The 24,625-nt window shown below is 68.3% G+C and carries 22 protein-coding genes and 1 pseudogene; 10 read left to right on the top strand and 13 right to left on the bottom strand.

Going from position 1 to position 24,625, the window contains the following annotated elements; translation table 11 throughout:
* Positions 1–41 precede the first annotated feature (41 nt).
* Positions 42–884: a hypothetical protein gene (locus tag ACFWUR_RS01035; RefSeq protein WP_378899888.1), complete on the bottom strand. Its 843-nt coding sequence runs from the start codon at positions 882–884 to the stop codon at positions 42–44.
* A gap of 35 nt (positions 885–919) precedes the next feature.
* Positions 920–1,228, bottom strand: coding sequence for a type VII secretion target (locus tag ACFWUR_RS01030; RefSeq protein ID WP_378899885.1), 309 nt, complete (start codon positions 1,226–1,228; stop codon positions 920–922).
* A gap of 240 nt (positions 1,229–1,468) precedes the next feature.
* Between ACFWUR_RS01030 and ACFWUR_RS01025 the strand changes: the two genes are divergently transcribed.
* Positions 1,469–2,428, top strand: a complete 960-nt coding sequence (locus ACFWUR_RS01025; RefSeq protein WP_378899882.1) for a hypothetical protein — start codon at positions 1,469–1,471, stop codon at positions 2,426–2,428.
* A 7-nt stretch (positions 2,429–2,435) separates the two neighbouring features.
* On the opposite strand, the gene ACFWUR_RS01020 is transcribed toward ACFWUR_RS01025, so the two are convergent.
* The 3 genes from ACFWUR_RS01020 to ACFWUR_RS01010 all read right to left on the bottom strand — a co-directional run bounded on the left by ACFWUR_RS01020 (position 2,436) and on the right by ACFWUR_RS01010 (position 5,824).
* Positions 2,436–3,485: a CobW family GTP-binding protein gene (locus ACFWUR_RS01020; RefSeq protein WP_378899879.1), complete on the bottom strand. Its 1,050-nt coding sequence runs from the start codon at positions 3,483–3,485 to the stop codon at positions 2,436–2,438.
* A gap of 79 nt (positions 3,486–3,564) precedes the next feature.
* Positions 3,565–5,100 carry an N-acetylmuramoyl-L-alanine amidase gene (locus ACFWUR_RS01015; protein ID WP_378899876.1) on the bottom strand — a complete coding sequence of 512 codons (1,536 nt, stop codon included), beginning with the start codon at positions 5,098–5,100 and terminating at the stop codon, positions 3,565–3,567.
* Between the two features lie 187 nt (positions 5,101–5,287).
* Positions 5,288–5,824 (bottom strand): sigma-70 family RNA polymerase sigma factor, encoded by a 537-nt coding sequence (locus tag ACFWUR_RS01010; RefSeq protein WP_378899873.1) that lies wholly within the window; start codon positions 5,822–5,824, stop codon positions 5,288–5,290.
* Between the two features lie 228 nt (positions 5,825–6,052).
* On the opposite strand from ACFWUR_RS01010, the gene ACFWUR_RS01005 reads away from it, so the two are divergent.
* Positions 6,053–6,388, top strand: coding sequence for a hypothetical protein (locus tag ACFWUR_RS01005; RefSeq protein ID WP_378899870.1), 336 nt, complete (start codon positions 6,053–6,055; stop codon positions 6,386–6,388).
* Positions 6,389–6,645: 257 nt separating this feature from the next.
* Positions 6,646–7,614 carry a cation diffusion facilitator family transporter gene (locus tag ACFWUR_RS01000; RefSeq protein ID WP_378899867.1) on the top strand — a complete coding sequence of 323 codons (969 nt, stop codon included), beginning with the start codon at positions 6,646–6,648 and terminating at the stop codon, positions 7,612–7,614.
* Positions 7,615–8,133: 519 nt separating this feature from the next.
* On the opposite strand, the gene ACFWUR_RS00995 is transcribed toward ACFWUR_RS01000, so the two are convergent.
* Positions 8,134–11,469, bottom strand: coding sequence for a WD40 repeat domain-containing protein (locus tag ACFWUR_RS00995; RefSeq protein ID WP_378899863.1), 3,336 nt, complete (start codon positions 11,467–11,469; stop codon positions 8,134–8,136).
* Between the two features lie 99 nt (positions 11,470–11,568).
* Here ACFWUR_RS00995 and ACFWUR_RS00990 point away from each other — a divergent pair, with 99 nt between their 5' ends.
* The 4 genes from ACFWUR_RS00990 to ACFWUR_RS00975 all read left to right on the top strand — a co-directional run bounded on the left by ACFWUR_RS00990 (position 11,569) and on the right by ACFWUR_RS00975 (position 14,491).
* Positions 11,569–12,066 (top strand): hypothetical protein, encoded by a 498-nt coding sequence (locus ACFWUR_RS00990; protein ID WP_378899860.1) that lies wholly within the window; start codon positions 11,569–11,571, stop codon positions 12,064–12,066.
* A gap of 211 nt (positions 12,067–12,277) precedes the next feature.
* On the top strand, positions 12,278–12,934 hold the full coding sequence (locus tag ACFWUR_RS00985) for a hypothetical protein (protein ID WP_378899857.1): 657 nt from the start codon (positions 12,278–12,280) through the stop codon (positions 12,932–12,934).
* The gene (locus ACFWUR_RS00980; RefSeq protein ID WP_378899854.1) at positions 12,934–13,602 is read left to right on the top strand and encodes a hypothetical protein; all 669 of its coding nucleotides are present in this window, start codon (positions 12,934–12,936) and stop codon (positions 13,600–13,602) included. The genes ACFWUR_RS00985 and ACFWUR_RS00980 overlap by 1 nt, the downstream gene beginning before the upstream one ends.
* 328 nt (positions 13,603–13,930) lie before the next feature.
* On the top strand, positions 13,931–14,491 hold the full coding sequence (locus tag ACFWUR_RS00975) for a hypothetical protein (RefSeq protein WP_378899851.1): 561 nt from the start codon (positions 13,931–13,933) through the stop codon (positions 14,489–14,491).
* Between the two features lie 125 nt (positions 14,492–14,616).
* Here the strand turns inward: ACFWUR_RS00975 and ACFWUR_RS00970 are convergent, their stop codons facing one another.
* Both ACFWUR_RS00970 and ACFWUR_RS00965 read right to left on the bottom strand, forming a co-directional pair.
* Positions 14,617–15,987 carry a lipase family protein gene (locus ACFWUR_RS00970; protein ID WP_378899848.1) on the bottom strand — a complete coding sequence of 457 codons (1,371 nt, stop codon included), beginning with the start codon at positions 15,985–15,987 and terminating at the stop codon, positions 14,617–14,619.
* Complete coding sequence (locus ACFWUR_RS00965) at positions 15,984–17,120, bottom strand: esterase/lipase family protein (protein ID WP_378899845.1); 1,137 nt, start codon at positions 17,118–17,120, stop codon at positions 15,984–15,986. The genes ACFWUR_RS00970 and ACFWUR_RS00965 overlap by 4 nt, the downstream gene beginning before the upstream one ends.
* A gap of 205 nt (positions 17,121–17,325) precedes the next feature.
* Between ACFWUR_RS00965 and ACFWUR_RS00960 the strand changes: the two genes are divergently transcribed.
* Positions 17,326–18,600, top strand: a complete 1,275-nt coding sequence (locus ACFWUR_RS00960) for a PucR family transcriptional regulator (protein WP_378899842.1) — start codon at positions 17,326–17,328, stop codon at positions 18,598–18,600.
* Between the two features lie 43 nt (positions 18,601–18,643).
* On the opposite strand, the pseudogene ACFWUR_RS00955 reads toward ACFWUR_RS00960, so the two are convergent.
* A pseudogene (locus tag ACFWUR_RS00955) lies at positions 18,644–18,970 on the bottom strand (transglycosylase family protein); the annotation flags it as partial.
* A gap of 398 nt (positions 18,971–19,368) precedes the next feature.
* Here ACFWUR_RS00955 and ACFWUR_RS00950 point away from each other — a divergent pair.
* Positions 19,369–19,863, top strand: coding sequence for a DM13 domain-containing protein (locus ACFWUR_RS00950; RefSeq protein WP_378899839.1), 495 nt, complete (start codon positions 19,369–19,371; stop codon positions 19,861–19,863).
* A gap of 55 nt (positions 19,864–19,918) precedes the next feature.
* Here ACFWUR_RS00950 and ACFWUR_RS00945 read toward each other — a convergent pair whose 3' ends face one another.
* Both ACFWUR_RS00945 and ACFWUR_RS00940 read right to left on the bottom strand, forming a co-directional pair.
* Positions 19,919–20,551, bottom strand: a complete 633-nt coding sequence (locus ACFWUR_RS00945) for a response regulator (RefSeq protein ID WP_378899836.1) — start codon at positions 20,549–20,551, stop codon at positions 19,919–19,921.
* 102 nt (positions 20,552–20,653) lie between these two features.
* Positions 20,654–21,850 (bottom strand): sensor histidine kinase, encoded by a 1,197-nt coding sequence (locus ACFWUR_RS00940; RefSeq protein WP_378899833.1) that lies wholly within the window; start codon positions 21,848–21,850, stop codon positions 20,654–20,656.
* 311 nt (positions 21,851–22,161) lie between these two features.
* On the opposite strand from ACFWUR_RS00940, the gene ACFWUR_RS00935 reads away from it, so the two are divergent.
* Complete coding sequence (locus ACFWUR_RS00935) at positions 22,162–22,722, top strand: heme-binding protein (RefSeq protein ID WP_378899830.1); 561 nt, start codon at positions 22,162–22,164, stop codon at positions 22,720–22,722.
* A gap of 71 nt (positions 22,723–22,793) precedes the next feature.
* On the opposite strand, the gene ACFWUR_RS00930 is transcribed toward ACFWUR_RS00935, so the two are convergent.
* Entirely contained in the window at positions 22,794–23,588 is a 795-nt protein-coding gene (locus ACFWUR_RS00930) for an alpha/beta fold hydrolase (RefSeq protein ID WP_378899827.1), read from the bottom strand.
* Between the two features lie 58 nt (positions 23,589–23,646).
* Positions 23,647–24,471, bottom strand: coding sequence for an alpha/beta fold hydrolase (locus ACFWUR_RS00925; RefSeq protein WP_378899824.1), 825 nt, complete (start codon positions 24,469–24,471; stop codon positions 23,647–23,649).
* Positions 24,472–24,625: the final 154 nt, after the last annotated feature.

Below are 24,625 nucleotides of genomic sequence, written 5' to 3'. Positions count from 1 at the left end.
GCGTTCGGTGCTGCCGCCATCCGAGTGCGGCGAGACCGTTCCTAGGCGGTGCCTGCCGATTCCTGGCGGTACACACCGTCGATGAGATCTTTGAAGACCACAGCCCACGTCCCGAGATCGGTCACGGCTGACTTCAATTTCGCCATCAGCGAGGCGACGGTCGACACCACCGAGGCGATCTTGGTGGTGGCCTGAGCGATGACCAGCGGCGTAGCGGTGCCGACGCTGACCAGGAGTTCCGCTGTCCAGGAGATCATCGCACCTGCCAGCGCGGACAGCAGGTCGCGGATGGCGGTGCGAACACCGGTAACGATCTCGGCCATTTTGAGCGTCGCCACCGAGACACCGTAGGCGGCGCCGGCCGCCGCATCCGCTTGGCCGATGAGTTGCGCGGCTTTGGCCCGATACGCGGTCGCCGCCTCGCCCTCCCAGCTGCTGATCCCCGTGTCGACCGCCGTCTTCAGATCATCGCGTACCTGCGTCATGTGCGTTTGGATGTTTTCCCACGACGCGGCGTACGCCTTGACCATCGATGGATTACCGGTCACCGACTCGAGTGCCTTACGCGCCGGTTCGACATGCTCGAGCATCCAGGACACGATTTGGGCACCGATGTAAGCGATCGGATCGGTCATAGCCGAGGCGACGTCGAGCGAGCCGGCCGCGGCGCCCAAGATCACCAGTCCGACATCGCCTTTCGCGAGCCCTTCGCCCATCTCCCAGCCGGCCTCGAACGTCGTGAAGCCCGTCATGATGCCGGTGCCGGACTCCGTCGGGAGACCGGTATTGGTGATCAGCGACTCGGTCAGCGGCTGGTAATTGTTGCGGTAGTCAGTTCCGGCGGTCACCAACCGATTGGTGCTGCTCGGATCATCGAAGCTCATATTTCTTCCCCTCCCGCGGTCCGAAACCCGCCGGTCTAACCGGTCAGTTGGCTGCTAGCGCCGCCCATGGCCTGCGCTCTGCCCTGATCGACCGTGTCGTAGGTCTCCGCGCACTTGTTGAGATTGGCCACCGTGGTGCCCATAGATTCGGAGAGGCCTCTCAGCAGTGCGATCGTGCTCGCGTGCACGTCATCGAGCATGGCTGCGAAGGGCAGGCAGAAGATTCCGTAAGCATCGTCGAGGCTCGCCACATGGCCGGCCGCGTCCAAGCCGTAATCGGTGTAGCTGCGCTGTTGATCCACGGCGGCACTGTGGCTACGAAGTTCGGTCGTGTCGACCGACACGCTCCCACCGCTACCTGATATCGATTCCATCCCCACCCGTTCCGATCTCGAATCGAAGTCGCAGCGTCGACCCCGATCCTTACGCCCGGACGCTAACAGAAATAGCTTCGTCTGTTCCTGCGGGGCTCACAGCAAGTGGTCTGATTGCGAGGGCGATCAGCGATACGTCACGATGGCGTGCGGCCTCGCGCTCTTCGGTGAGTGGCCTTCACAACGAGCGACCGCGGGGGAATACCAGTGATGGCAGTGCACGGATCGACGCAGATGGGCGGTGCGTCGCATCGTATTCGGGCGAAATTGTTCCCACTACCGCCGCAGGCCTTGGCCGATCCGCTGATCGCCGGCACCGTTGCGGCGCGGTGGCCGCGGGTTGCCGGGCTGCTCGGATCTGCCTTTGTGGTGACGCCGACGGTCGCGTGGGTTCTTGCCACCATCCCGCTGATCACCCTCGCGCCCGCGTCGGTCATCGTCTGGATGCTGCCGTGCCAACTGCTGGCCGCCGTGGGAACACACGGTGCCGCGATCATGTGGGTCCGAGAACGGCTGTGGCCGCCCGGTCCGTGGTTCGTAGTGGCCTTCGTGCTGCTGGCGCAGCTCGTGCTCCGCGTCATCGAGATGGTCGCGGCTCCCGGACTCGGTTACGGCTCAGGGCATCTGCTCTGGTCGTTGCCTGTCTATCTCGTGGCGGCGGTTGTCGCTGCCTATCACACCCAGCTCGCCCGTGGGCAGTTCGCCGCGGTGAGTGCGTGCCGATTCGCCGAGTCGCACGTGCCGATCAGGTTGCGTACACAGGGCTATCACGTCAGCCGCGACTTCGTGTTCTTCCGGCACGACCGCGACAACCTCCACACTGTCGCGGTCACGATGACGGGCGACAGGATCGCGGTCCAGACGGTCGATCGGATACACAGGTACGAGTCCGCGCACCCCACGCAGACCACGAACCTGTTCGTCGTCGAATTCCGATACATCGCCGACGTCTCGGTGCACCGGTACCCGCCCGGCCGACCCGCCTACACCTGGATCGAATTGCCGGACGGCCGCACCCTCGAAGCCACCGAGCCGACGGCCGTCGTCGTTTCCACCGTCCTGCCCGGCCTCGGCCTGACCATTCCATCAGCCGACGCCGACCTGATCGCCGAGATCGTCCGGCGGCGGCTCCGCTGGGCCGCGGGGACTCCCGGCCGGCGCCGGTATTGAGCGGAGGCTAGAGCTCGCTCGGTGTGTATCTCCACACGCCGAGCATCGCCTGCTCGTCGAGCGGGGTGTCGCCGTCGAAGACGGTGTCGTGCAAGCGTTTCAGTGCGGTATCCGTGTCGAGCCCGGTGCCGATCAGTACCAGGTTCGAGACGCGCTGCTCGCCACGCGCCCAGGGACCGGGAGTGAAGACCACATGCCTGCCGACCAGGTGGACTTCGAATTTGCGTCGCTCCCCCGCGACCGCGAATTCCACACATCCTTTGGCGCGGAACAACCCTGACGGCGGGTCCTCCAGAAAGCTCACCAGCGCACGGGGATTCAGCGCTCGCTCGCTCGTGAACGACACCGAGACGTAGTCGTCGTGCAGATGTCGGTGGTCGGAGTCGTCGTGGTCATGGTCGTGATCATGGTCGTCGAGCAGGGTGTCGAAACTCAGCTGCTCGGCCACTTTCGGCCGATCGGGGGCCCGATCGTCGAACAGCAGGCCGGGATCGATTCGTCCGTGCGTTGTCGCGTAGACCGGCACCTGCCCGACCCAGTCGGCCAGCTGGGCGCGCAAAGCCGCCAGCGCCTCGGCTTCCACTCGGTCGGCCTTGTTGACCAGGACCAGATCCGCCATTCGCAGATGTGTCACCAATTCCGGATGTTGCGCGCTGGTGGCGGCGAACTGCTCGGCATCGACTACTTCGACCAGTCCGCCATAGGCGATGCGCGGGTTCGGGTTGGCGATCACCATGCGGATCAGGTTGCGGGGTTCGGCCAGTCCGCTGGCCTCGACCACGATCACGTCCACCGCACTGCGCGGTTGCGCCAGCTGGGCGAACAGGTCGTCGAGTTCGGACACATCCACCGCGCAGCACACGCAGCCGTTGCCCAGCGACACCATCGCGTCGACCTGTCCCGCCACCAGCATCGCGTCGATGTTCACCGACCCGAAATCGTTGACCACCACCCCGATCCGGGTGCCCCGATTGTTGCGCAACAGATAGTTGAGCAGGGTCGTCTTCCCCGAGCCCAGGAAACCGGCCACGATCACCACAGGAATCACCCGGCCCATGCTGCCATCTCGCCGTCGCCGCACAGCACACCGCCCACTCCCGGATATCAGGAGTGGGCGGTGTGGGTGCGATGAACTCTCAGCTGGGGCCGAAAACCATGCCCACCAGGGTGTATGCCAGATTGATCAGCTGGCCGGGGATGGTCGATTCGTCCATGCCCAGCGCCTGGGCCAGCGGCATCAGCAGGGTCATGACCGTGGTGATCGGGCCGCCGAGGGTGCTCAGATCGAGCTCGGATTCGCCGGGTGTCGCCTCGGTCTGGGGTGCGGTGCCGCGCTTCTTCGGGGTCGTGGTGGCGGGAGCCTCTGGCGGCGCCGTGCGGGCCGGAGCACCGGGTGCCGCGGTACGCACGGGAGCCACCGGTACCGGATTCGCGATCGGGGCGCGGGCGGGAACCGGCGCGGGAGCCGCGGCGGCGGGACCCTCGGCGTCGGCCGGGGCCGGATCCTCGGTCGGTGCGGACTGTTCACTCGAGCCGCTCGACAGCGCGGGTGGACCAGCCGGTGCCTGGTCGGGAGCCGGCGCGGCGCCGGCTTCTGGTGCCGCAGGCGCCCCCGGAGTCGATGCGGTGACCTCTTGCGGCTTGCTCGACGGCTGCGAGGACTCGGTCGGATCTGTGGCCCCGTTCGAGCTCTCGGGGGGTGTCCCGGCGCCGACCGAATCCTGCGCGGGCGCGGAAGCTCCGTTCTGGTTCGCGGGCGCGCTCGGTGCCGACGACGCACTGGTGGGTGCGGGAGTCTCGGTGGTGTCTGCCGCGGGTGCGCGCCGCGGCGCCTGGGCGGGGGTAGCGACCGGCACCCGACCCGGTGCGGCGGCGAAGGCGGGGATCGGCTTGTTCAGGAGGAATCCGACGACGCCCGTCGTGATGGCGACCGCGTGCTCGAGCTGGCCTTCGCGCGATTCCAGGCGGGCGGCGTCGTCGACGTTGGCGCCGTTGCCCATCTCGACGAACACCAGCGGAACCTGCGTCAACGCGGGGCCTGCCACATCCTCACGGGTCTGCAGGCCCGCCGTGACGCCGGCGTAATTCGCCGGCGAGAAGCCGGCCGCCAGGTAGGCGTCGCGAACCGCGCTCGACGCGAGTCGCCCGCCACCGGACTGCGCCCTGTCGGCGACCGTGTCGGGAATCGGGAGCTGCGGCACGATCAGGTGGAATCCGTGCTGGTCGGGGCCCGCGCTGTCGGCGTGGATGCTCACCGCCACGTCGGCGCCGGACTCGTTGGCGGCGCGGGCGCGATCGTCGACGCAGCCGCCCCACCCGGTGTCGTCGGCACGGCTCAGCACCACGTCGGCACCCAGTGCCTGCAGGGAGGCCCGCACGAGTTGGGCGACGTCCCAGTTGATGGTGTGTTCGGGGATGCCGTTGAGCGAGGTCATCCCGGTGGTCTGGCAGTCCTTGGTGCCGCCGCGGCCGTTGTCGACCTGGCGGCTCAGGTCCTCCGAATGCGCCGACCCCTGGTGGCCGGGGTCGAGGAAGATCGTCTTACCGGCGAGCTCGCTGGTGGCTGGTTCAGGGGCGGCGTGGGCGGTCACAGGAACCAACCCCGACAGCGACACCACCACCGCGGCGGAGACGGTAGAGCAGATTCCGGCCTTGATGATGTTTGGTTGCATGTTCGGTCGGCGCCCCGGGACCGGAGCACCCCTCCCTTCCCATTGGTAACACCTGGTAACACCAAACCCAGTGGTTCACTCTTGCAACGTTGGCAACCACAGGGCAAGCACAGTTACCGAACTGTAACTGGATGGAAAGGTCGAAATACGCTGGTCGGATGCCCAGATGAGCACGGGAGGACAGCGTTCAGGCAACTTCTGGCAACTGACGCAGCGATCGCAGCGCGTAGTGCACCCGGGTCTTCACCGTCCCCACCGGAACACCGAGATCCGCGGCGACTTCCCGGTACCCACGGTCGTGCAGGATCACCTCGGTCACCGCCGCTCGCTGCGGTTCGGGGAGCCTGGCCAACAGTTGGTCGACGAGCAGCCCGTCGACCAACCCGTCGGCGAAATCCGTTCCGCCACAGACCGATACCTCGGTGATGTCGTCCCAACCCACGTCCCCGGGCCGAACAGCGCGTGCCCGCAGGATGTCGATGACGACATTGCGTTCGATCGCCAGCAGCCAGGTCCGCACACTGCCTTTGCGGTCGTCGAAGTCGTGACAGGAACGCCAGCCACGCAGCAAGGTCTCCTGGACCGCGTGCTCCGCCAGGCCCGCGTCGCCGAGGCCACGCATCGCCCGCCAGTGCAGCAGGCCGCGATCGGTGGCCAGCACCTCGGCCAGCCCGTCCCTGGTACACAGACGCGCGCAGTGCGCACCGCAGGAGTTGTCCGTCATACGGGGATATCGCGGCGGACCGCGTCGATGACAACGTCGAGCCTTAAGCGACTCTTCAGGATCCTGCTGGACCTGTAGCGCAGAGTAGTTCCTGCGAGCCCGGCCGGGCCTGCTCCAGGAGGGGGGAGCAGGGACGCCGGGCTCGTTCCTTGTCCGGACTCGCGCATTCGAGCGAAGTCCAGCACGATCGCTGCGGGGCGACGACAATCGCCGCGAGGAGCGAACAACGTGGACATCCATGCATATCCGACCGACGCGCAGACGCCGGTCGACCCAGCCGAGGCCACCCGCGTGGCGGCCGAGTACCTACCAGCAGATCCGCCGGGGCACGACCGGCAGATCGTCGAATTCGCCGACGGCTTCACCGTTTTCGCGGTTCAGCCGTTACACGCGCCACCGGATCGGCCGATTCCGGTCGGCGGCTCGGTGTACGTCATCGACAAGGCGACCGGCGCCGTATCGTTCTGGCCGACCTATCCGCCCGACGTGATCGCCGCCCACTACGCGCTGCTGCCGGCAGCCGGGCGACTGATCGTCGCCGATACCTGGCCCGACCAGGACTGATCAGGCTTGGTCGCGGGCCTCTCCTGGGTCGCGCGTTGCGGGGCGGCGAGGCCGCACGCGAACGGACAGCGCGCCCACAGCGGCCACCCAACTCCGGAACCGACGCGAGGAGCGGCAGACCCCCACAGGCTTAGGCTGGATACGCCACGATGACATCCGGTGACCAGCGCCGATCGCGCCCGACCGCGAAGGAATTGCATACATAGCGATGTATGCATATGATTGCCAACGATCGGACCGCAGAAGAGGGGAACGCGATGGGCGCAGGACACGGGCACGACCACGGAGTATCGGCCGACAGCGATCGACGCTGGCTGGCCGGCGCGCTGGCGGTGATCGTCACCTTCCTGATCGGCGAGGTGACCGTCGGCATCATCGCCGATTCGCTGGCACTGCTCTCCGACGCCGCGCACATGACCACCGACGCCGCCTCGATCGCGTTGGCGCTGTGGGCGATCCGGCTCGCGGCGCGCCCGGCGACCGGACGGATGACCTTCGGCTGGAAGCGCGCCGAGATCCTGTCGGCACAGGCCAACGGACTCACCCTGCTCCTGCTGGCACTCTGGCTCGGCTACGAGGCGATCCGCAGACTGTTCGAGCCGCCGGAGGTGCACGGCTGGCTGGTGCTGATCACCGCGATCGTCGGCATCGCCGTGAACGTGCTGGCCACCTGGATGATCAGCCGCGCCGACCGCACGAGCCTCAATATCGAAGGCGCCTACCAGCACATCCTCAACGACCTGTTCGCGTTCATCGCCACCGCGGTCGCCGGTCTGGTCATCATCCTCACCGGCTGGGTCCAGGCTGACGTGGTCGCCACGCTGATCGTGGTGGCGCTGATGATCAAGGCCGGAATCGGGCTGATCAAGGCGTCGAGCCGGATCTTCCTCGAGGCCGCGCCCGAACATCTGGACCCCGCGCAGATCGGCCGTGACATGGCCGCGCGCGACGGCGTCACCGAGGTACACGATCTGCACATCTGGGAGATCACCTCCGGCTCCCCCGCCCTGTCGGCCCATGTCCTCGTGCAGACCGCCCACGATTGCCATGCGGTCCGCGAGGACATCGCGCACATGCTCGACCACGAGCACCACATCGAACACGTCACCCTGCAGGTGGATCACGCCGGTCCCGAGCTGCTCGACATCGGCCACCGCGACTCCCACCCCTGTGCCGACGCGCACGGCCCGAAACATGTCAGCGAGAGCGCGCCGCACGCGCACTGACCCCACCGACGAGAGAAGGCCCCACACCATCGGGTGCGGGGCCTTCTCGTCGATCACGCGCTAGCGCGGACCAGGTCGTTTCATCGACCTATGGGGCTATAGTCAGCCGCCGAAGGAACCGGTCCACAGGGTGTCGACCAGCCCGTGGAGTGCGGCGCCGAAAGTATCGAAGAGGCCGTTCAGGGCGGCGCTACCGGTGTCGATGATAACGGGGATCATAGTAATTCCTCTGTTTCTCGCATAGGCCCAGCCGAAGCTGGCTTACGAATGGCGTATCGACACCCGAACGCCCCGAGTTACGGTTTTCCCGATTTAGTGACACTGGTAACAGTTCGGCCACAGCACGGCGCCTACCTGGCATTTTCGCGCGATACCCAATCTTTCTTACATAACTCTGAGAGCCCGATGAGATTTTCTGGCGACATTCGATAAGGCAACGTTTCTCTTGCCCCAAGAAATAGGGGCACCGCGACATACTGTCACACATAAATGCGAAAACGCAGGTCGCGTCGTCAGCGATCAGCGCACCGGACACGTGTTCACATAGGCGTGACCGGGCAGGGCACGCGCCCATTCCTCGCGGGTGATGGGGGTCGTGCCGCTGGCACAGATCCGGTCGGCCTCGGCGGCGGCATCGGTGCGCCACTGACGCAGGGTGCCGTCGACGGCGGATTCGGTGAGGACGGCGCCGTCCGCGGCGAAGGCCAGCATGGTGGGTTGCCGGTGACGCTGGCCCCGAGCGATGGTGGCGTAAGCGGTGGGGTCGGCGGGGTCGGTGTAGTCCCAGAGCAGGATGGCGCCGCTGACGATGTCGTCGACGGCGAGCCGGGTTCCGCCGGGGTCGAAGGCCACCGAACCGACGGAGCCGTTGGCACCCGAGGGGACCGCGAGGGCGCGCGGCGCAGTACCCGGCTCACCGAGCGCGTAGACGAAGGCGCCGGTGAGAGTGCCGACCGCGAGAGTGCCGCGCGCGCTCAGGGCCAGCGAAATGGTCTGGCCCGGGGTCGGCAGATCGGACAGTTCGGCGATCGGCGGCGCGGCGGGCGTGGTCGAGAAGACGCTGACATTGCCGGTGCGATGACTGCCGACGGCGAGCCGAGTGCCGTCCGGGCTGAAGGCGAGCGAGGTCGGGTAGCCGCGGCCGAATCGGATGCTCGACCGCAACTCGGGTTCGCCGGTGACATCGAAGATCTCGACGGTCTGGGTCAGGCTGCGGCCGATGGCCATGGCGCCGTCGGGACTGAACGTGATCGCGCGAATGTCGACGCCGGCCGCGCTCAGCGGCGCGCCGACCCGACGCGGATTCGCCGGGTCGGCGATGTCCCACACCTGGATCGTGGTTTCGGTCCTGGTCACCGCTCTGGTTCCGTCCGGGGCGATCGCGACGACGTCGATCAGGCCGGCGGGGTCGCCGTCGAGCAGCGCCCGATCGACGGCGAAGGGCGTTCGGGCCAGCATTCGCAGGTGCGGGAACAGCTCCTGCGGGAGGGCCGGCTGGTCGAGCGGAAACCGGAACAGGGTGAGCGAACTGGTGGAGACCACCGGGCCCGGTAGCGCGAAAACGTGCACGGCATGGTCGAAACTCGTTGTCACCAGGGATCTTCCACCGCGCAGCAAGCGCGCCCGCGCGACCATATCGATCGGAAAGGTGACCAGCTCCTCGCCGGTGTCCAGATCGCGGATGCGGGCCCTGCTGTCACCGCCGACGATCACGGCGGATCGACCGTCCTCGGTCACCGACACGTCGAGGTATTCGTTGGCGCCCCGCGTCACGGCGGGCATCGGGTCGAAAGTGGTCGCGCCGACCCGCCAGCGCGCGACCTCACCCGGATTGAGGCCGACGGCCAGCACGGTGCCGTCGGCGGTGAACTCGACCGACCGCGCCTCGGCACCGCCGGGACGTTCGATGCGGCGCTCGAACACCGGCGTCTGATCGCGGTCGAAGGTCTCGGTGTTCCAGGCCAGCACCGTGGTGGTCCAGATTCCGCCGAACAACGACGGCGCCGCCGCGACCAGGGTGCGATCGCTCAGGGCGAGCTCCACACGCCGGCCCGTGGCCGACTGCGTCGGTAAGGCGACCGGGTGCGCGGGATCATCGCCAAGGCGCCAGAGCGAAATCGTCGCGCTGTGGGTACCGATGGCGACATACCCCAGGTCGGGGCTCAGCGCGACCGACGACGGCAACCGACCGGACAGCGGAAGCGGGCTCACCAGGCGCGGCGCGTCGGGGTCGGCGATGTTCCACAACGCCGAGCGCAGATCGCCCGCGACCACCAACCATGCGTGATCGGCGCTGAGCGCCACGCCGCGGATGTGTCCGCTGCCGGTGGCGAACCGTGGCCATCGGTCGACGCCTGCCTCCGTCACCCGGACCAGTTCGACGGTGCCGTCGCCTTCACCGATCGCGATCAGGTCGCCCCGCGCGGTGGTCGCGATGCGCGGTGCGTCGGGATCGAAGACCACGCCCCGGCCGAGCACGACACCCGGGCTGATCCGGATCGGCGCGTTCGTCGCGGTGTTCTCCAACAGTGCCGACCGCGCCTCCTCGGTCGCGGCGGTGCGGTAGGCGGCCAGCGCGATCTGCTGGGACAGTGCGGGATTGAGGCTGCCGCCCCCGCGCGCGACGCCGGCGAACAGTCGTGAACTGGATTCCGCTCGCGCGACCGCGTTCTCGTTGCGCAACTGGACCAGGTTGGTCACCGACACCACCGCCAGCAGCACGGCGAGCCCGGCCGCGACGGACGCGATCCACAGCGCGAGGTTCGCCCGGGTGCGGGTCCTGGCGATCGCTTCGGTCACGGTGCGAGCGGCCGAGATCCGGTCGGCGTAGTTCTGTGGCGCCTTCTCGGCGGCCTCCCGAAATGCCTCCGAAGCGACCACCACTCGCAGCGATGAGCGTTGCGCGGCAGTGAGTTTGCCCGCGTAACCGCCGACGGCCGTCAGGTTCGCGCCCGACAGCCCGGCGGTGACCGCGCACTCGGGATCGAGGCGCCGTGGCCGCAGTCTGCGCAGCAGAGCGTGCCGTGGTGCGAGGTCGTCGAGGGCGACCGCGATCGCCGCGCCCATCGACGCACCGTTGATGTCGTTGGCCGGTGCGCTGCCGTGCGTCGAGACCGACCACCGCACACACGCGTCGGTGGCGGCCAGTCTGCTGATCCGCCAGGCACTGTCGAGACTGTCGGTGAATTCGCGATCGGCTTGCAGGAAGCTCATGCGCGCGGGGTCCGGATGCAGGCCGCTCGGTCCACCACGGACCTGGTCGAGGCGCAGCACGCCCACCTCGCCGCCACCGCCGAAGTTCAAGAACAGCACGCTGATCCGACTGCTGCGCACCACCGGGAGGGTGTGCCCGGCCAGTTCCAGCGCGGCCATGATGGCGTAGCCGCGGGCCGGACGACCGCCCTGACCGAGCAGATGACGCACGATGTCGCCGAGCGGGGCGTCCGCACCGGTGATCGGCGTCCCCGCGGGCAGCAACTGGGTGCCGACCGAGGTCAGACCGGCGCGTTCGGCGTGATCGAGGAAGGTCTCGCACGCGTCGTCGGTGTCGAGCGCACCGGTCAATGCCTGTGCCAGCACCGCCATCGCGCGTGCCGCGGACAGATCCGCGGTGATCCGGCGACCCTGGGCATCAGGATCCTCGGCTTCCTCCTCGAGCGGATCGTCGTCCGCGGCGAGGTTCTTCCACCGGGCCAGCGACTGCCGTGCCAGTACCCCTGTTTCCCGGCGGTGTAGCAGCAGGCGGTGGGCGTCGTCGGGCCCGGCGGCGACGGCATCGCGGCACAGGGCCAGCCACCGTTGCGGCGCACCGGTCAGCTCGACCAGTAGCGCGTCATCGGTCGGTTCGACCGCCATCTGTCCCCCGTCTCCCGCCGGGGCATCACCCCGACCCGCCCGAGCACGCCCCGATACGATTGAATTCCAGCACACCACCGATCGACCCAGGGGACCACGTTGTCGAGACGACACATCGCCGAACGCACCCTGGCCGCTACGGCCGCGCTGGCCGCGATGGCGGTATCCGCGAGCTGTACCGCCACCCAGGACACCACTACCGCGCCGACAACAGTTGTAGCGCAAGAGATTTCCGCGGCTCCGTCGATGCTCGACGCGGACGAGGTCGAGCAATTGATGCGACGCCTGCTCGACACGGCGGTACCCAACGCCGAGAAGCTCGAGCTCATCCAGGGCATCGGCAGCGACCCCGAACTGCCGAACCGCGTCGCCGACGCCCCCCGCCAGGGCGGGGCCACCATCGAGATCACCATCACCGGCACACGAACCGCCCCACCCGGCATGCTCGCCGACGGCACCGCGTCGATCAACAACAGCGCGCCGCATCCGATCATCGTGAACTTCGTCGCCGAGGACGGGAAATGGAAGGTCGAGAAGGCGTGGTACTGCCAGATCGCGTTCTCGTTCATGGTCGCCTCACCGGCGTGCCCCACCTGATCGCGCGTGTCCGACGAGCGAACCGCCCGGGGCGGCAACGGCATCTGTGTAGGAGCCGATCGACCCGACAGGAGGCTCCGCGATGCGACTGGCTCGATCCCGGACCGTGGGCCGCTGTCTCACTTCGGCCGGACGCGCGGCGCAGGTAGCCTCGACGGCGTCGAGAAGACGAGGCGCGGTTTGCCGGTCGCCGGCCGAGTGGGGGTGCCAGTTGAGTACTGAGCCCTTGGACCAGTGGCTCGGCGCCGCGTGGGGCGAGGTCCCCGCGTCGCTTCGCCCGGCAGTGGTCGTCCATATCTTCGGCGCCGACCTGGCCACCATGTCGAGCTACGCGGCGGCCAAAGCCCGCTATGTCCTGGATCGGCTCGACCCGGACATGCGCAGCGACTTCGAAGATGTCGCCCAGGACACCATGGTCGAGCTCACCGCGACCCTGCCCACCGAGCGGATCCGGCACTGGAAAGCGCTGGTGCTCAAGAAGCTTCAGTGGCAGGTGTTGCAGGATCGGCGGAGTCGCACGGCCGAGAAGCGCCACCCCGGCCAGCGGGTGGAATACGAGTCGGCGGTGCTGGTACTCGCCGATCACCGGTGCGGCGATACCGAGACCCGGCTCGTCGATCGCGCCATCCTGCGCGACGCACTGGACTCGATCGCGCACGCGGAGACCGCGGCCGTGCTCCGCGCGACCTTCCTGATCGCCACCGACGGCAGCTATTCCGATGTGCAGACCACCGGCGAGGTGGCCCGAGACCTGCGGTTCAGCCAGGAGAAGGTCAAGCGGTTGCGCGCGGCAGGCGCCAAGTTGCTCCGCGAGGCGGTGCGCGAGCAGCTCGACGCCCGCGACCGGGACAACGAGGAGACGGCGTGATGCCCGATCATGAAGCGCACCGTCTGAGTCTGCCCGTCGATCTCGCGGTGCTGATCGCCTTCGCCGAGTCCGACATCCCGGACGTGGATGCCGTGTCCGCCGCCGCGGGGGCACGGATCGCCGAACGACTCCTCCGAGGCGAGAGCGGGTCGGCCTCCGTCGGCGATCTCGGTGTGCGCGCAGCGGTGATGACAGTGCCCGGCTGGACCGTGCAGCCGCTCGCCGCGTCGTCGCAGGGCGATACGACGGCGACCCGTGCGGTGCAGAAACAGCTCGATCGGGAGCTGGGAATCGAATTCACCCGCTCGCCCGCGGGCGCGGAGCAGACGCGCGTCTCGGTGCATTCGTTCGGGGCACGCGCCACGGCGGGCGACGTCGTGCGGGTCGCGGTGAGCCTCGGTGCCGAGCGCACCGAACTGCTCGTGGTCCTCTACGCCGATGACGACGGCACGCTCACCGGTCAGGTGGTTACCAGGGCCCTCACGATGTCGGAGGATCTGGAGATCTCGTTGCTCGCGGGTGCGGCCTTGGGTACCGCGCACACATCGGCGGTCACCGACGCGGTGCGCTGCTCACTCACCGCGGGGCGCAATGCGTGGCGTCGGGTGGCCAAGGGCCTGCCCGTCGGCGATCCGGTGCGGGCGGCGATCGTCGCCGGTTTGAGCTGATCGTCACGGCCGCGGCGCAGAGCCCGAACCCGATCGCCGGACGTGTTCGTCCGGCGATCGGGTTCCGGCGTTCCCCGGGAGGGCGGGCCATTCACCAGGTGGAACCCCCCTGCGGCTCCACTCGGCGAGCGACAACGCGGCCATCGCTCCCAGGGCTGTAGTACTTCACTGACGCCGTCGCGGTGGGTGGTGGCGACGACGTCGGTGAAACCCCTCGCCACAGTGATGCCGTGCGGAGCCCGAACGGTTCGCGGCGAACCGTTACGGCGATGCGGCGCATCTATGTTCTCGACGGCCGCTGATGGGCCCGGTAGTGAGGAACGCGGGGATGACGCCTTCGAGGAACGACGCAGCGCGGCAGCTCGCCGTCGCGGCGACGATGGTGTTTCGGGTGAGCGCCCATGCCAGGGCGGGATTGCGGGCGATGGCAGCGACTTTCGAAGCGCAGGCGCGATTGCTGCTCGCCGACGGTGAGGCCGAGCATCGCGACAGCGTGCGCGACGCCTGCGCGCGGGCCGAGGAGCTCGCCGCCACCGACAGCGAGGCGGCTCGGCGGCAGCGCGCGACCGCGATCGACGGCGCCGATCGGCGTCGGCACTCCCTGATCGCGGCCATCGCCCGTCATCGACTCGACGAAGACACCCGAAACCGGCGCCGTGCCAACGCGATCGACAAGCAGGAGCGAGCCGTGCGGCGCATGCTGATCGAGGCCGACCGCGGCGACCTCTGCGCGTACCCGCCGACGGTGAGCTCTGCCGCCGGCGTGACGGTCGACGAGTTGGTGGCCGCCCAGGAGCTGGCCGTGCACGAGTTGCGGCGTCGCCTGAGGGCATATCTGACGGCTGTCGAAGCGCACCCCGAGGACGACCGATACGTGGCAGACCTGTGAGTTCGACGGAGGAATTCACGACTGACGGCGAAACAGACCGCGAGAGTGTCGAATTCCTCGCTGCCGGCGAACCGGTGCGCGGCGGTGCTCAGCTCACCACCACCCACCTGCGCGAGCACACGCCCTCAACACTCGACGGCGATCGCGGCATCATCGACAACGTACGGACGTTCGGAATCGCCGCGACACAGACCGGCTCGTTCACCTGATGCCGCACCGGGCCCTGTGATCGGCAGACCGGCGACCATGCGCAGCACCAGCCGCGCGAACGCGAGATGGGTGCGCAAGGCTCGCGGTGACCGGGCGACAGAGTCAACAGTGCACGTACCGATCGGCGCGCGGCGACCGGCGAATCGGTCGGTGAGCCAGTCGAGAACCGCGGGCACGACGAGGAATTCGAGCGGCAGGTGTGAACCCCGGCGCACCCGCAGATAGCGCACCGTCGCCCCGGCCTGTTGATAGCGCCGCACGTGGGCGTCGATATCGGCGACGGCGATCACCTCGTCGTTCACCCCCTGGACGATGAGCAGCGGCGCGGCGGGGGCACGGGTGCCGGGCTCGATGTCGGCCAGAACGCGACGCAGGACGGGTTCGGCGAGCAGCTCCGCCATGCCTGCCCGCAGATGGCGGGTGACATCGCGGCGGGCGAACCGCAACAGCAACGCGAAGGTGCTGCGCACTTCGGCTTCACCGAGCAGGTCACGGAATCGCGCGTCGAGGTGATCGTGCAGCACCGGATCGAGTTCGGGATAGGCCTGCCGCAATCCGGCGACGAACGCCGCGGGGAACCCGGCGAACCACCCGCCGTTGAGGCGAACGAAGGCCGCGGCCGGGTCACCCACCGGCGACCCGGCGACCGCACCGACGATATTCAGCTCCGGTGCGTATTCGGCGGCCAGTTCCGCGGCCCACGCCGTGGCCAATCCGCCGCCCGAATAGCCCCACAGGGCAACAGAAGTGGTTGGTACCAAAGCCGTCGGGGCGAAGTCGAGCGCGGCCCGAATCCCGTCCAGCGCCCGGTAACCGGGCTCACGCGCCGCCCCGAATCGACCGCCCGATCCTTCGTGATCGGGCACCGACACCGCCCACCCCTGCTCCAGCGCCATCGCGATGATGGGCAGCTCGAGGGGCGCGATCGAGCCGATCGTCCACGCGCCACGTCGCAAGGCGTAGGAGGGGAAGCACTGTGGTGCGACAGCGTCGATCGCGCAGTGGAACGACACCAGCGGCCGGGGGCGCGGCGGGGCACCCCAGGGCAGCAGCACCGTGGTCACCGAGACCTCCGGCGTGCCGTCGAGATCGCAGGTGCGGTAGAGCAACTGCCACGCCGTGATCTGCTGCCGGATCACCCCGAACAGCGCGATCTCCACCGGCCGCGACCGCACCACCGTCCCCGGCGCGAGCGCGTCGATGCCGGGTGGGGTGGTGTAGAACGGGTCGTCGGGCGGCAGTAGCGGCGCCTCGCGCGAGGTGGCGAGCGGTGCGGCGACGGTCATAGGCTGCCACCGCCACCGAAGAACCAGGGGTTGAACGTACAGGCCAACTCGGGACTGCCTGCCGGATCCAGCGCCCGCAGCGCGATCGAGGCGGCACGCGGGGAATACATCATGGTCAGGTGGTCGGAGACGTCCTGCTCGCAGCCGTCCTGCAGCGCGATGTTGTCGACGGTCGCGTCGGGCCCCGCCTGGAGGAAACCGAGGTCGAGGGGGTTCATCACCTCGTCGTAGCGGGAACCGACGACGGTGTAGGCAACGCCGGGCACCGTGTCGCCGGTGGCGTTGAGGGTGGTGTAGAACGGCGATCCGATCGCCTGCTCGACATTGGACGCGCCGATGACCGGCCGGTAGAAGCCCATGATGTCGATGCCCGCGTTGTTGATCATGCGCCCGAGGGCGGCGATGCCGAGCAGCGAGGTGCCGTGGTGGGTGGCGCCGAAACTGACCAGCTTGCCGACTTTGCCCTGACCACCCTCGAACTTCAGATAGTGGTTCGCGATGGTGCCGCCCTGGGAATGGCCGACGATGTCGACCTGGTCCGACCCGGTTGCCGCGCGTACCCGCTCGATGAACGTGGCGACCTGACGCGAGGAGTCGGCCATCGGGCCCACGCCGTAGCGGCCCGGCAGCACCGCACCGAGTCCACCGGCTTCGAGCAGTCCGGATTTACCGAAGTTCAGGGCGAACACGCAGTACCCGGCTCTCGCCAGGCGCGGCGAGAGAGAGGAGAAGGTGTCGTAGGCGTTGAGCCACGTGCCGTGCAGCAGCACCACCGGGCGGGGGTGCTGCGCCGAGGGCTTGCAGTCCCAGCGATTGGCACCGGCGGGCGCGGCGTCGGGGTGGAGCAGGCCGTAGGCGAAGGCGGGCAGGTAGGCCGACATCTCGGGGCCCTCACCGACGGCGTCGGAGGAGCGGCTGCCGGCCGAACCGGAACTGCTGCCCGAGGCGCTGCCGGTGTCGGCGATGGCGGTGGGTGTGCGGCCGTCGGCGGCGGCGACCGTGCCCGCGTCCAGGTATTCGGCCAGTGCGGTGACCGTCGGCTCCAGCGTGGGTGTCGCGGTGGCCGGGCCGGCGGCCGCGATCAGGCCCGCGGTGATGCCGAGTCCACACAGGGCACGGCGAAGGGATTGCATCGTTGCAAACATGAGTGTCACTTCCGTAGATCCGCGCCGACGAACAGGTAGCTCGGACGCGCTCTGCGAATCTATGACCCAGAACACAGTGATGTCACTGCACCGGGCAACGAGAAACTCTGGACCGGTTTGGCACCGGAACCAAGTTCTGTCCTATTTCGATCGGATGGTCCTGCACGGGAATGTCGTCGGACACAATCGAGTCATGCTCGCCGCACACCCCGTTTCCGAACTCCCCGCTCTGCCCGCGCTGACCGCCCGCCTGCTGACGCGGTGGCCGCAGATCTCCGAGCGCATGCTCGCCGACGGTCTCGGGGCCAACGCGCCTGCCGAGCTACCCGACGGCCACTTCACCGCGGAGGTGCTGCCGACCATCTACGCGTGCGGGCGGGCCGTGCTCGAGGCGATCGGCGCCGACCGGGAGTTCACCTACGCCGAGGTCGCGGCGTTCGTTGCCCCGGTGGCCGAGCGCCACGCTGAGGATCGACTGCCGTTGCCGATGCTGATCAGCGCGATACACGGATCGGCGCAGTCGGTGTTCGCGGAGGCACTGTCGCTGGCCCTGCCCACCGAGACCGCGGAGATGGCGCGCGTCGGCTGCCGGCTGCTCGATCTACTGCGCCACATCAACATGACGGTCGTGGAGACCTACACCGAGGTCGAGCAGTCGATCTATCACGCCGAACGCGAGGCGCGCCGGGAGTTGTGTTCGGCGCTGGTGCGCGGCCTGCCCGCCGAGGAGCTCGCGGCCCGCGCCGACACGATTCTCGCCGACCAGTACACGGTGCTGGCCGTCCACCTGAGCGAGCCGCCCCGCGTCGGCACCGCGGCCAACCTGGTGACCAGGCGACGGATCCGGGTCTTGCAACGCGCGTTGGACGAACTCACCGGCACCACCACCCCGGCCACCTTCGACGGCACCCACGGCATCGCGTTGATCGGTCACAGTTCCGAATCCGACGTCCTCGAGGCGAAGAAGTTCGACGAACTCGCCGACCGGCTGCGCACCCAGTTCGGCGTCCCGGTGTATCTGGCCGAATTCCGCGGCGTCAGCCGTGAGGCGATTCCGGCGGCGGCCGAGGACGCGACCGAACTGACCGAGCTGGCTCGGCTCCGCGGTAAGCCCGGCGGCTGCTATCGACTCGACGACCTGCTGCTCGAATATCAACTCACCCGGCCGGGCCCGGCCCGAGAACGGCTGGCGCAGCAGGTGATTCCGCTCCTGAGCAGTCCACACCTGATCGATGCGCTGGAAGCGCACCTCGTGCACGGCGGCGATCGTAAAACAGCGTCACGGCTGATTCACGTGCACCCGAATACTTTTACCTATCGGCTGCGCAGGATTGCCGAACTCACCGGACTCGACCCGGCCGATCCGGCGGATTCCCGGATGCTCGCCGCGTCGCTCACGGTATTTCGACTGGATTCTCCGGACAACGAAAAAACCCGCTATTCGACGTGTGCTTCGAATAGCGGGTAATTCGTTTCCCGACAAGGAAAGTCTTATTTGTCAGCGCCCTTTACAGGTAGGCGCTGCACACGGGCCAGGCGCCGGGACCCTGCGCGGCCAGCACGTTCTCGGCCACGCGGATCTGCTCCTCGCGGCTGGCGTTGTCGGCCGTGCCCGTACCACCGTAGGCTTCCCAGGTGCTCTGCGAGAACTGCAGGCCGCCGTAGTAGCCGTTACCGGTGTTGATGTTCCAGTTGCCTGTGCTCTCGCACTGCGCCACGGCGTCCCAGTTGTTCGCCGAGGCGGTTGCGGTGGTCAGACCGGCCGGAACGGCGATCATCGCGCCGGCAACAGCGGCAAGACCAAGGGCACGGGTGGTGAACTTGCGATTGAAAGACATAAAGTATTTTCCTGTCTGCGCCCACCGACTCGGTGATGAAAACTACCGCGTCCCTGCCCCTCAGTAATGTCGGGGATCCTCGAATCGCGGGGCAGGCTTTCCGGCGTTCTGCGATTCGATTCGGCTCGGGTTGTTGTTCAAGCCGTGACCGAATGTAGCCGGTATGCGCGCTGAGATCACGTACCGATCACGGAGCGGTTTGTAGCGGATATTGTCCAAAGGAACACCGTTCATCGCTGGTCGACCGTGATAAATCCGTAATCACACCTGTGTTGTTATAGTGCCGTAATGTGACGGGGCTCATATGAATTTCGAGACCGCGGTCACGTTTCCGTTCCGGTAATTCGGGGATGTGAAGCGGGCCCGGCCGGGGGATGATGGGTGCGAAGGAGGCACACATGAGCACTCGCCGGACCCTGTTCACTGCCATCGCCCTCGGTGTGGTCGCGGCTGTAGCCGTGGGGCTCTACCTGTTCCAACCATGGCGGTTGTTCACCACGGTGACCGTCGACGAGGCGCCGATCGTCGCGGTGGACGGTGCGCCGCCGCCGGTGATCGCCGAGGGCGCCTTCCTGTCCCATGAGCACGACACCTCCGGCACCGCGCAGCTCCAGCGCACGTCAGAGGGCACCATCGTGCTCCGGATCGTCGACCTGAACACCTCCGACGGGCCGGCCCTGCACGTCTGGCTCACCGATCAGCCGGTGATCGCCGACGACTGGTACAACTTCGACGACGGCGACCACATCGACCTCGGGCCCCTGAAAGGTAACGAGGGAAACCAGAACTACGAGCTGCCCGCGGGCACCGATCTGTCGACGGTGAAGTCGGTCAGCATCTGGTGCGAGCGCTTCCACGTGTCCTTCGGCGCCGCCACCCTGGCGCCCGCGTAGGTTCGGGCGCGGCCACACCCCGTCCGACCGGCGCAGCCCTGTCGCCCAGGCGGCGTCAGGCGAGCAAGCGCCGCTCGGTGGCCACCGCGACCGCCGCGGCGCGGGTATCGACGCCGAGTTTGTCGTAGATGCGGCCCAGATGGGTTTTCACCGTGGCCTCGCTGATGTGCAGTGCGCGCGCGATCTCGCGGTTGCCGAGGCCGCGCGCGAGTTGGCCGAGGATGTCACGCTCACGGGCGGTGAGCGTGCGGCCGGGGTTGCGCATCTTGGCCATCACCTTGGCGGCGACCGGTGCGGACAGGGTGGTCTGCCCGCTCGCGGCGGCATGGATGGCGGCGAACAGTTCCTCCGGCCGTTCGGCCTTGAGCAGATAGCCGGTGGCCCCCGCCTCGATCGCCCGGGTGATGTCGGCGTCGGTGTCGTAGGTGGTGAGCACCAGCACGTGCGGGGTCGGCGCGGGCTGAGCGGTGATCCGGCGGGTCGCTTCCACGCCGTCCAGCTCACTGCCGAGCTGCAGATCCATCAGCACCACGTCGGGGTGCAGGCTCGCGGCCAGCGTGACCGCGGTCGGTCCGTCGGCAGCTTCGCCGACGACGTCGATCTCGGGCGCACTCGACAACAGCGCGCGCAGTCCGGCGCGGACGACCGCGTGATCGTCACAGATCAACAGGCGCACGGTGGTGGTCACGTGCCGATGCTAGTGCGCGCGTTCGGGGTCGCCGCGAATCCTCGCAGGCCGGCGACGGCGCGGTCAGCCGATGGAATGCCCGCCGCGTTGTCGGCGATCGCTTCACTGGTCGGCGGTCGCGTCGTCGGCGAACGGTGCGCCGGGCGCGAGCGGAATCGCGGCGGAGAGCACTGTGCCGTCACCGGAGGCGGACTCGATGGTGCAGGTGCCGCCGAGTTGGCGCACTCGCGCGCGAATCGCGGGCAGACCGTGGCCGCGATGTCGTTGGGGATCGGCGGCCTGCGCTTCGGGATCGAAGCCGCGTCCGTCGTCGGCGACGTCGAGCACGATCTGGTCGTCGAGGCTGGTCAGGGTGATCGTGGCGGTGGTGGCCGCGGCGTGTTCGCCCACGTTGGCCAGCGCGCCCTGGGCGATCCGCAGCAGGGTCGCTTCCGTTCGCTGAGGCAGTGGGCCCGGCATTCCCTCGATATGACAGCGCACGGTCAGCGTGTCGGTGGTGGCGCGCTGGGCGATGGCGGTCAGGGCGGCGGGCAGCGATCCGCTCGCGGCGAGGTCGGCGGGGGCCAGGTCGTGGACGAAGCGACGGGCCTCGGTGAGATCGCGGTCGGCGATGGCAGCGGCCGAGCGCAGGTGGGTGTGCGCGAGCTCCGGGTCGGTGTCCCACACCAGGTCGGCGGCCTGCAGCAGCATCCGCTGGCTCGACAGGCCCTGGGCCAGGGTGTCGTGGATTTCCATCGCGAGGCGTTCGCGTTCGGCCAGGGTGCCTTCCCTGCGCTCGGTGGCGGCGAGTTCCTTCCTGGTTCGCACGAGGTCGTCGATCAGGGCTGCCTGCCGCTGCGCTTGGCGTCGCATTCCGACGAACAAGGCGGTGGTCACCGCGGCCACCGCGGGTGGGGCCAACAGCACATTCGGGTCGACCCATCCGGCCAACTTCACCTGCGTGAGAACCACCAGCGCGGTGAGGACGACCACCAGCGACACCGCGACCCGCTCGGACAGAATCCGCAGCCCCGTGTACACCAGCGGCACCGCACACCACGCGAAACTCGGCGCGAGGATCACGAGCACGGCCCACGCGATGACCAGCAGAATGAACCACAGCGGTCGGCTCGAATGACGCAACTCGCTCATGGCGTAGAGGGCCGCGAGAGTCAGCGCCAGCGCGATGACCCACGGCGTACGCGGACTTTCACTGTGGCGCAACAGGAATCGCAACAGCGATGCGGCGAGCAGGACGTAGAACGCGCTGTGCACGATGACCGCCAACAGGCGAGTGTCGTCCTGCGGAGTGCGCTTCATGGAACTCCTGTCCTGGGCGGCCGACGCCGCGGGTTTCGGCCGGGAACTTCGATCTTGCCTCTCGCCGTCCACTTCGGCGCCATACCTCGAAGGTCGGTCCGGCTGGAGGCGGCCCATAAGCCTGGGCAAACTCCGATTGTCCCCGGCGAGTGCTCGCGGCGGGTCAGCCGATCGGTCGACCCGGGGGTCGACCGATCCGGCCGCGGAGTGCAGCCACTACGCCGATTCGGCGGGGTCGCCGAGCGAACAGGATGGATATCACCAGGCCACCGCAGATCGCCGGGCGGTCGAGAATCCCCTCAGGAGCAGCAATGACCAGCACGTTCAGCGTCCGCAACCGTCTCATCGTCGCCGGCGCCACTGCCGCGGTGATCGGCGCGGGTGTCGTCGGTGTCGTCACCGTCCAGGCCCAGGATCAGGACCCGGCGACCCGCACCCCCGTCGTCGTCGACACCGCCGACGCCAACCTGACCCGGTCCACCCATCTGTCGATCACCGCCGCCACCAAGGCCGCCCAGACCGCCCTCGACGCCGCCGCGAAGGAGAACCAGCGCGTGAGCGTCGCGGTCGTCGACCGCAACGGCAATGTCATCGTCACCCTGCGCGGCGACGGCGCGGGCCCGCAGTCCTACGACGCCGCCCAGCAGAAGGCCTTCACCGCCGTCTCCTGGAACGCCCCCACCACCGAACTGGCCGAGCGCCTCGGGTCCGCGCCCCACCTGGCCGACATCGACGGCACCCTCTTCCTTGGCGGCGGCGCCCCGGTGAAGGCCGACAACGCCCCCATCGCGGGCATCGGCGTGGCGGGCGCCCCGAGTGGCGACCTCGACCAGAAGTTCGCCCAGGCGGGCGTCGCGTCACTCGGCGGCTGAACCCCGAACAGCGCAGTCCGTTCCCGGCCTGCTGTGCCGCGGGGAAGTCCACGCGGCACAGTTGCCAGGGATCAGTCGACTGCGGTCGCGGCCTCGACGATGACCTTCGCCACCGCGCCGGGTTGGGAGACGGTGAGCGCGTGCGAGGCGCCCTTGATCTCCACCGTGGCGCGCGAGCCCGCCCGTTCGGCCATGAAGCGGTGTGCGGCGACCGGGATGTTGTAGTCGGCATCCGGGAACACGAACCACGACGGCACAGATTTCCAGTTCGGCGCACCGGACTTGCCGTTGAGGGCGCGATCGTTGAGCGGACGCTGGGTGGCGGCGTCCAAGGTGGCCTGAGCCGCGGGTACATCGGCGGCGAACTGCTGGTGGAACTTGGCGGGCTGGATGTAGAGGTCGGTGCTGCCGTCGGGCAGCGCCACCTTGTTCAGCGTTTCGCCGAGCGTGCTGCCCGCGAACTTGCCCGAGAGCTCGCCGATGGTCTCGCCTTCTTCGGGAGCGAACGCCGCGACGTAGACCAGCCCCTTGACCTTGGGGTCGTGGACCTGAGAGATGACCTGACCGCCGTAGGAGTGCCCGACCAGGACGACCGGCCCGTCGATCGACGCCACCACACTGCGGACGGTGTCGGCGTCACCGGAAACGCTGCGCAGCGGATTGCCTGCGGCGATGCTGGTCAGCCCCTGCTGGTTGAGTTGTTCGATCACGCCGTTCCAGCTGCTGGACTCGGCGAAGGCTCCGTGGACGAGGACAACGGTCGGCGTGACGGGGGCGGGCTGGGCGCCGGCGCAACCCGCGCTGGCGACGGTGGCTGTGAGACCCAACGCGACGGCGGTGAGCTTGACGGCAGTGGTGATACGCATGATGGGTTCCTCGGGAGCTGTTCGGGGTAAGCGGAGAAGTGGCGTGCGACTCGGTCGGTCAGTGCGCGAGGAAGGCGAGCAGGTCGGCTTCGAACGCGGTGCGGAATTCGCCGTACAGGCCGTGCGGCGCACCGGCATACACCCGCAGCGTCGCGTTCTTGATCAGCTCGGCCGACCTCATCGCCGAACCGTGGAGCGCGACGATCTGGTCGTCGTCACCGTGGGCGACCAGTACCGGCACGTCGATGCCGAGCAGGTCCTCGGTGAAATCGGTCTCGGAGAACTGCGCGATGCATTCGTAGGCGGCTCGCACCCCGACCTGCATGCCGAGTCGCCAGAACGCGCGGCGCGCCCCCTCGGAGACGGTCGCGTCGGGCCGGTTGAAACCGTAGAAGGCCTCGCTCAGATCCCAGTAGAACTGCGAACGGTCGGTGGCGACACCGACGCGGATTCCGTCGAAGACCTCCATGGCGGTGCCGTCGGGGTTGGTGTCGGACTTGACCATCACCGGGGGCACCGCGCCGAGCAGCACTGCCTTGGCAACCCGGGCGCTACCGTGGCGACCCAGGTAGCGGGCGACTTCACCGCCACCGGTGGAGTGACCGACCAGCACCGCGTCGCGCAGGTCCAGGTGCTCGAGCAGTTCGCCAAGGTCGTCGGCGTAGCGGTCCATGGTGTTGCCGTCCCAGGTCTGGCTCGATCGGCCGTGACCGCGGCGGTCGTGGGCGATGGCGCGATAGCCGTGCTCGGCGACCAAGCGGGCCTGGTCATCCCAGGCGTCGGCGCTCAGCGGCCAGCCGTGGCTGAAGACGACCGGCTGGCCGGTGCCCCAGTCCTTGAAGAAGATCTCGGCGCCGTCGGAGGTGGTGAAGGTGTGTGTCATGGCGACAAAATTACGAGCGGACCCACCCCGTGCGAATCAGTCGAATGACTGCGTACACGACTGAGTCGTGGTGTCGGGCGATGACTCAGTCATCGCCCGGTTTACCGCATCTACCTGCGTCGTCGCGTTGTGAAACCGGCGGTTCTCTGTCAGG

It is taken from the genome of Nocardia sp. NPDC058633 (genome assembly GCF_042717045.1).
Taxonomy (GTDB): domain Bacteria; phylum Actinomycetota; class Actinomycetes; order Mycobacteriales; family Mycobacteriaceae; genus Nocardia.
This window is presented reverse-complemented; position numbering and strand designations above follow the sequence as displayed.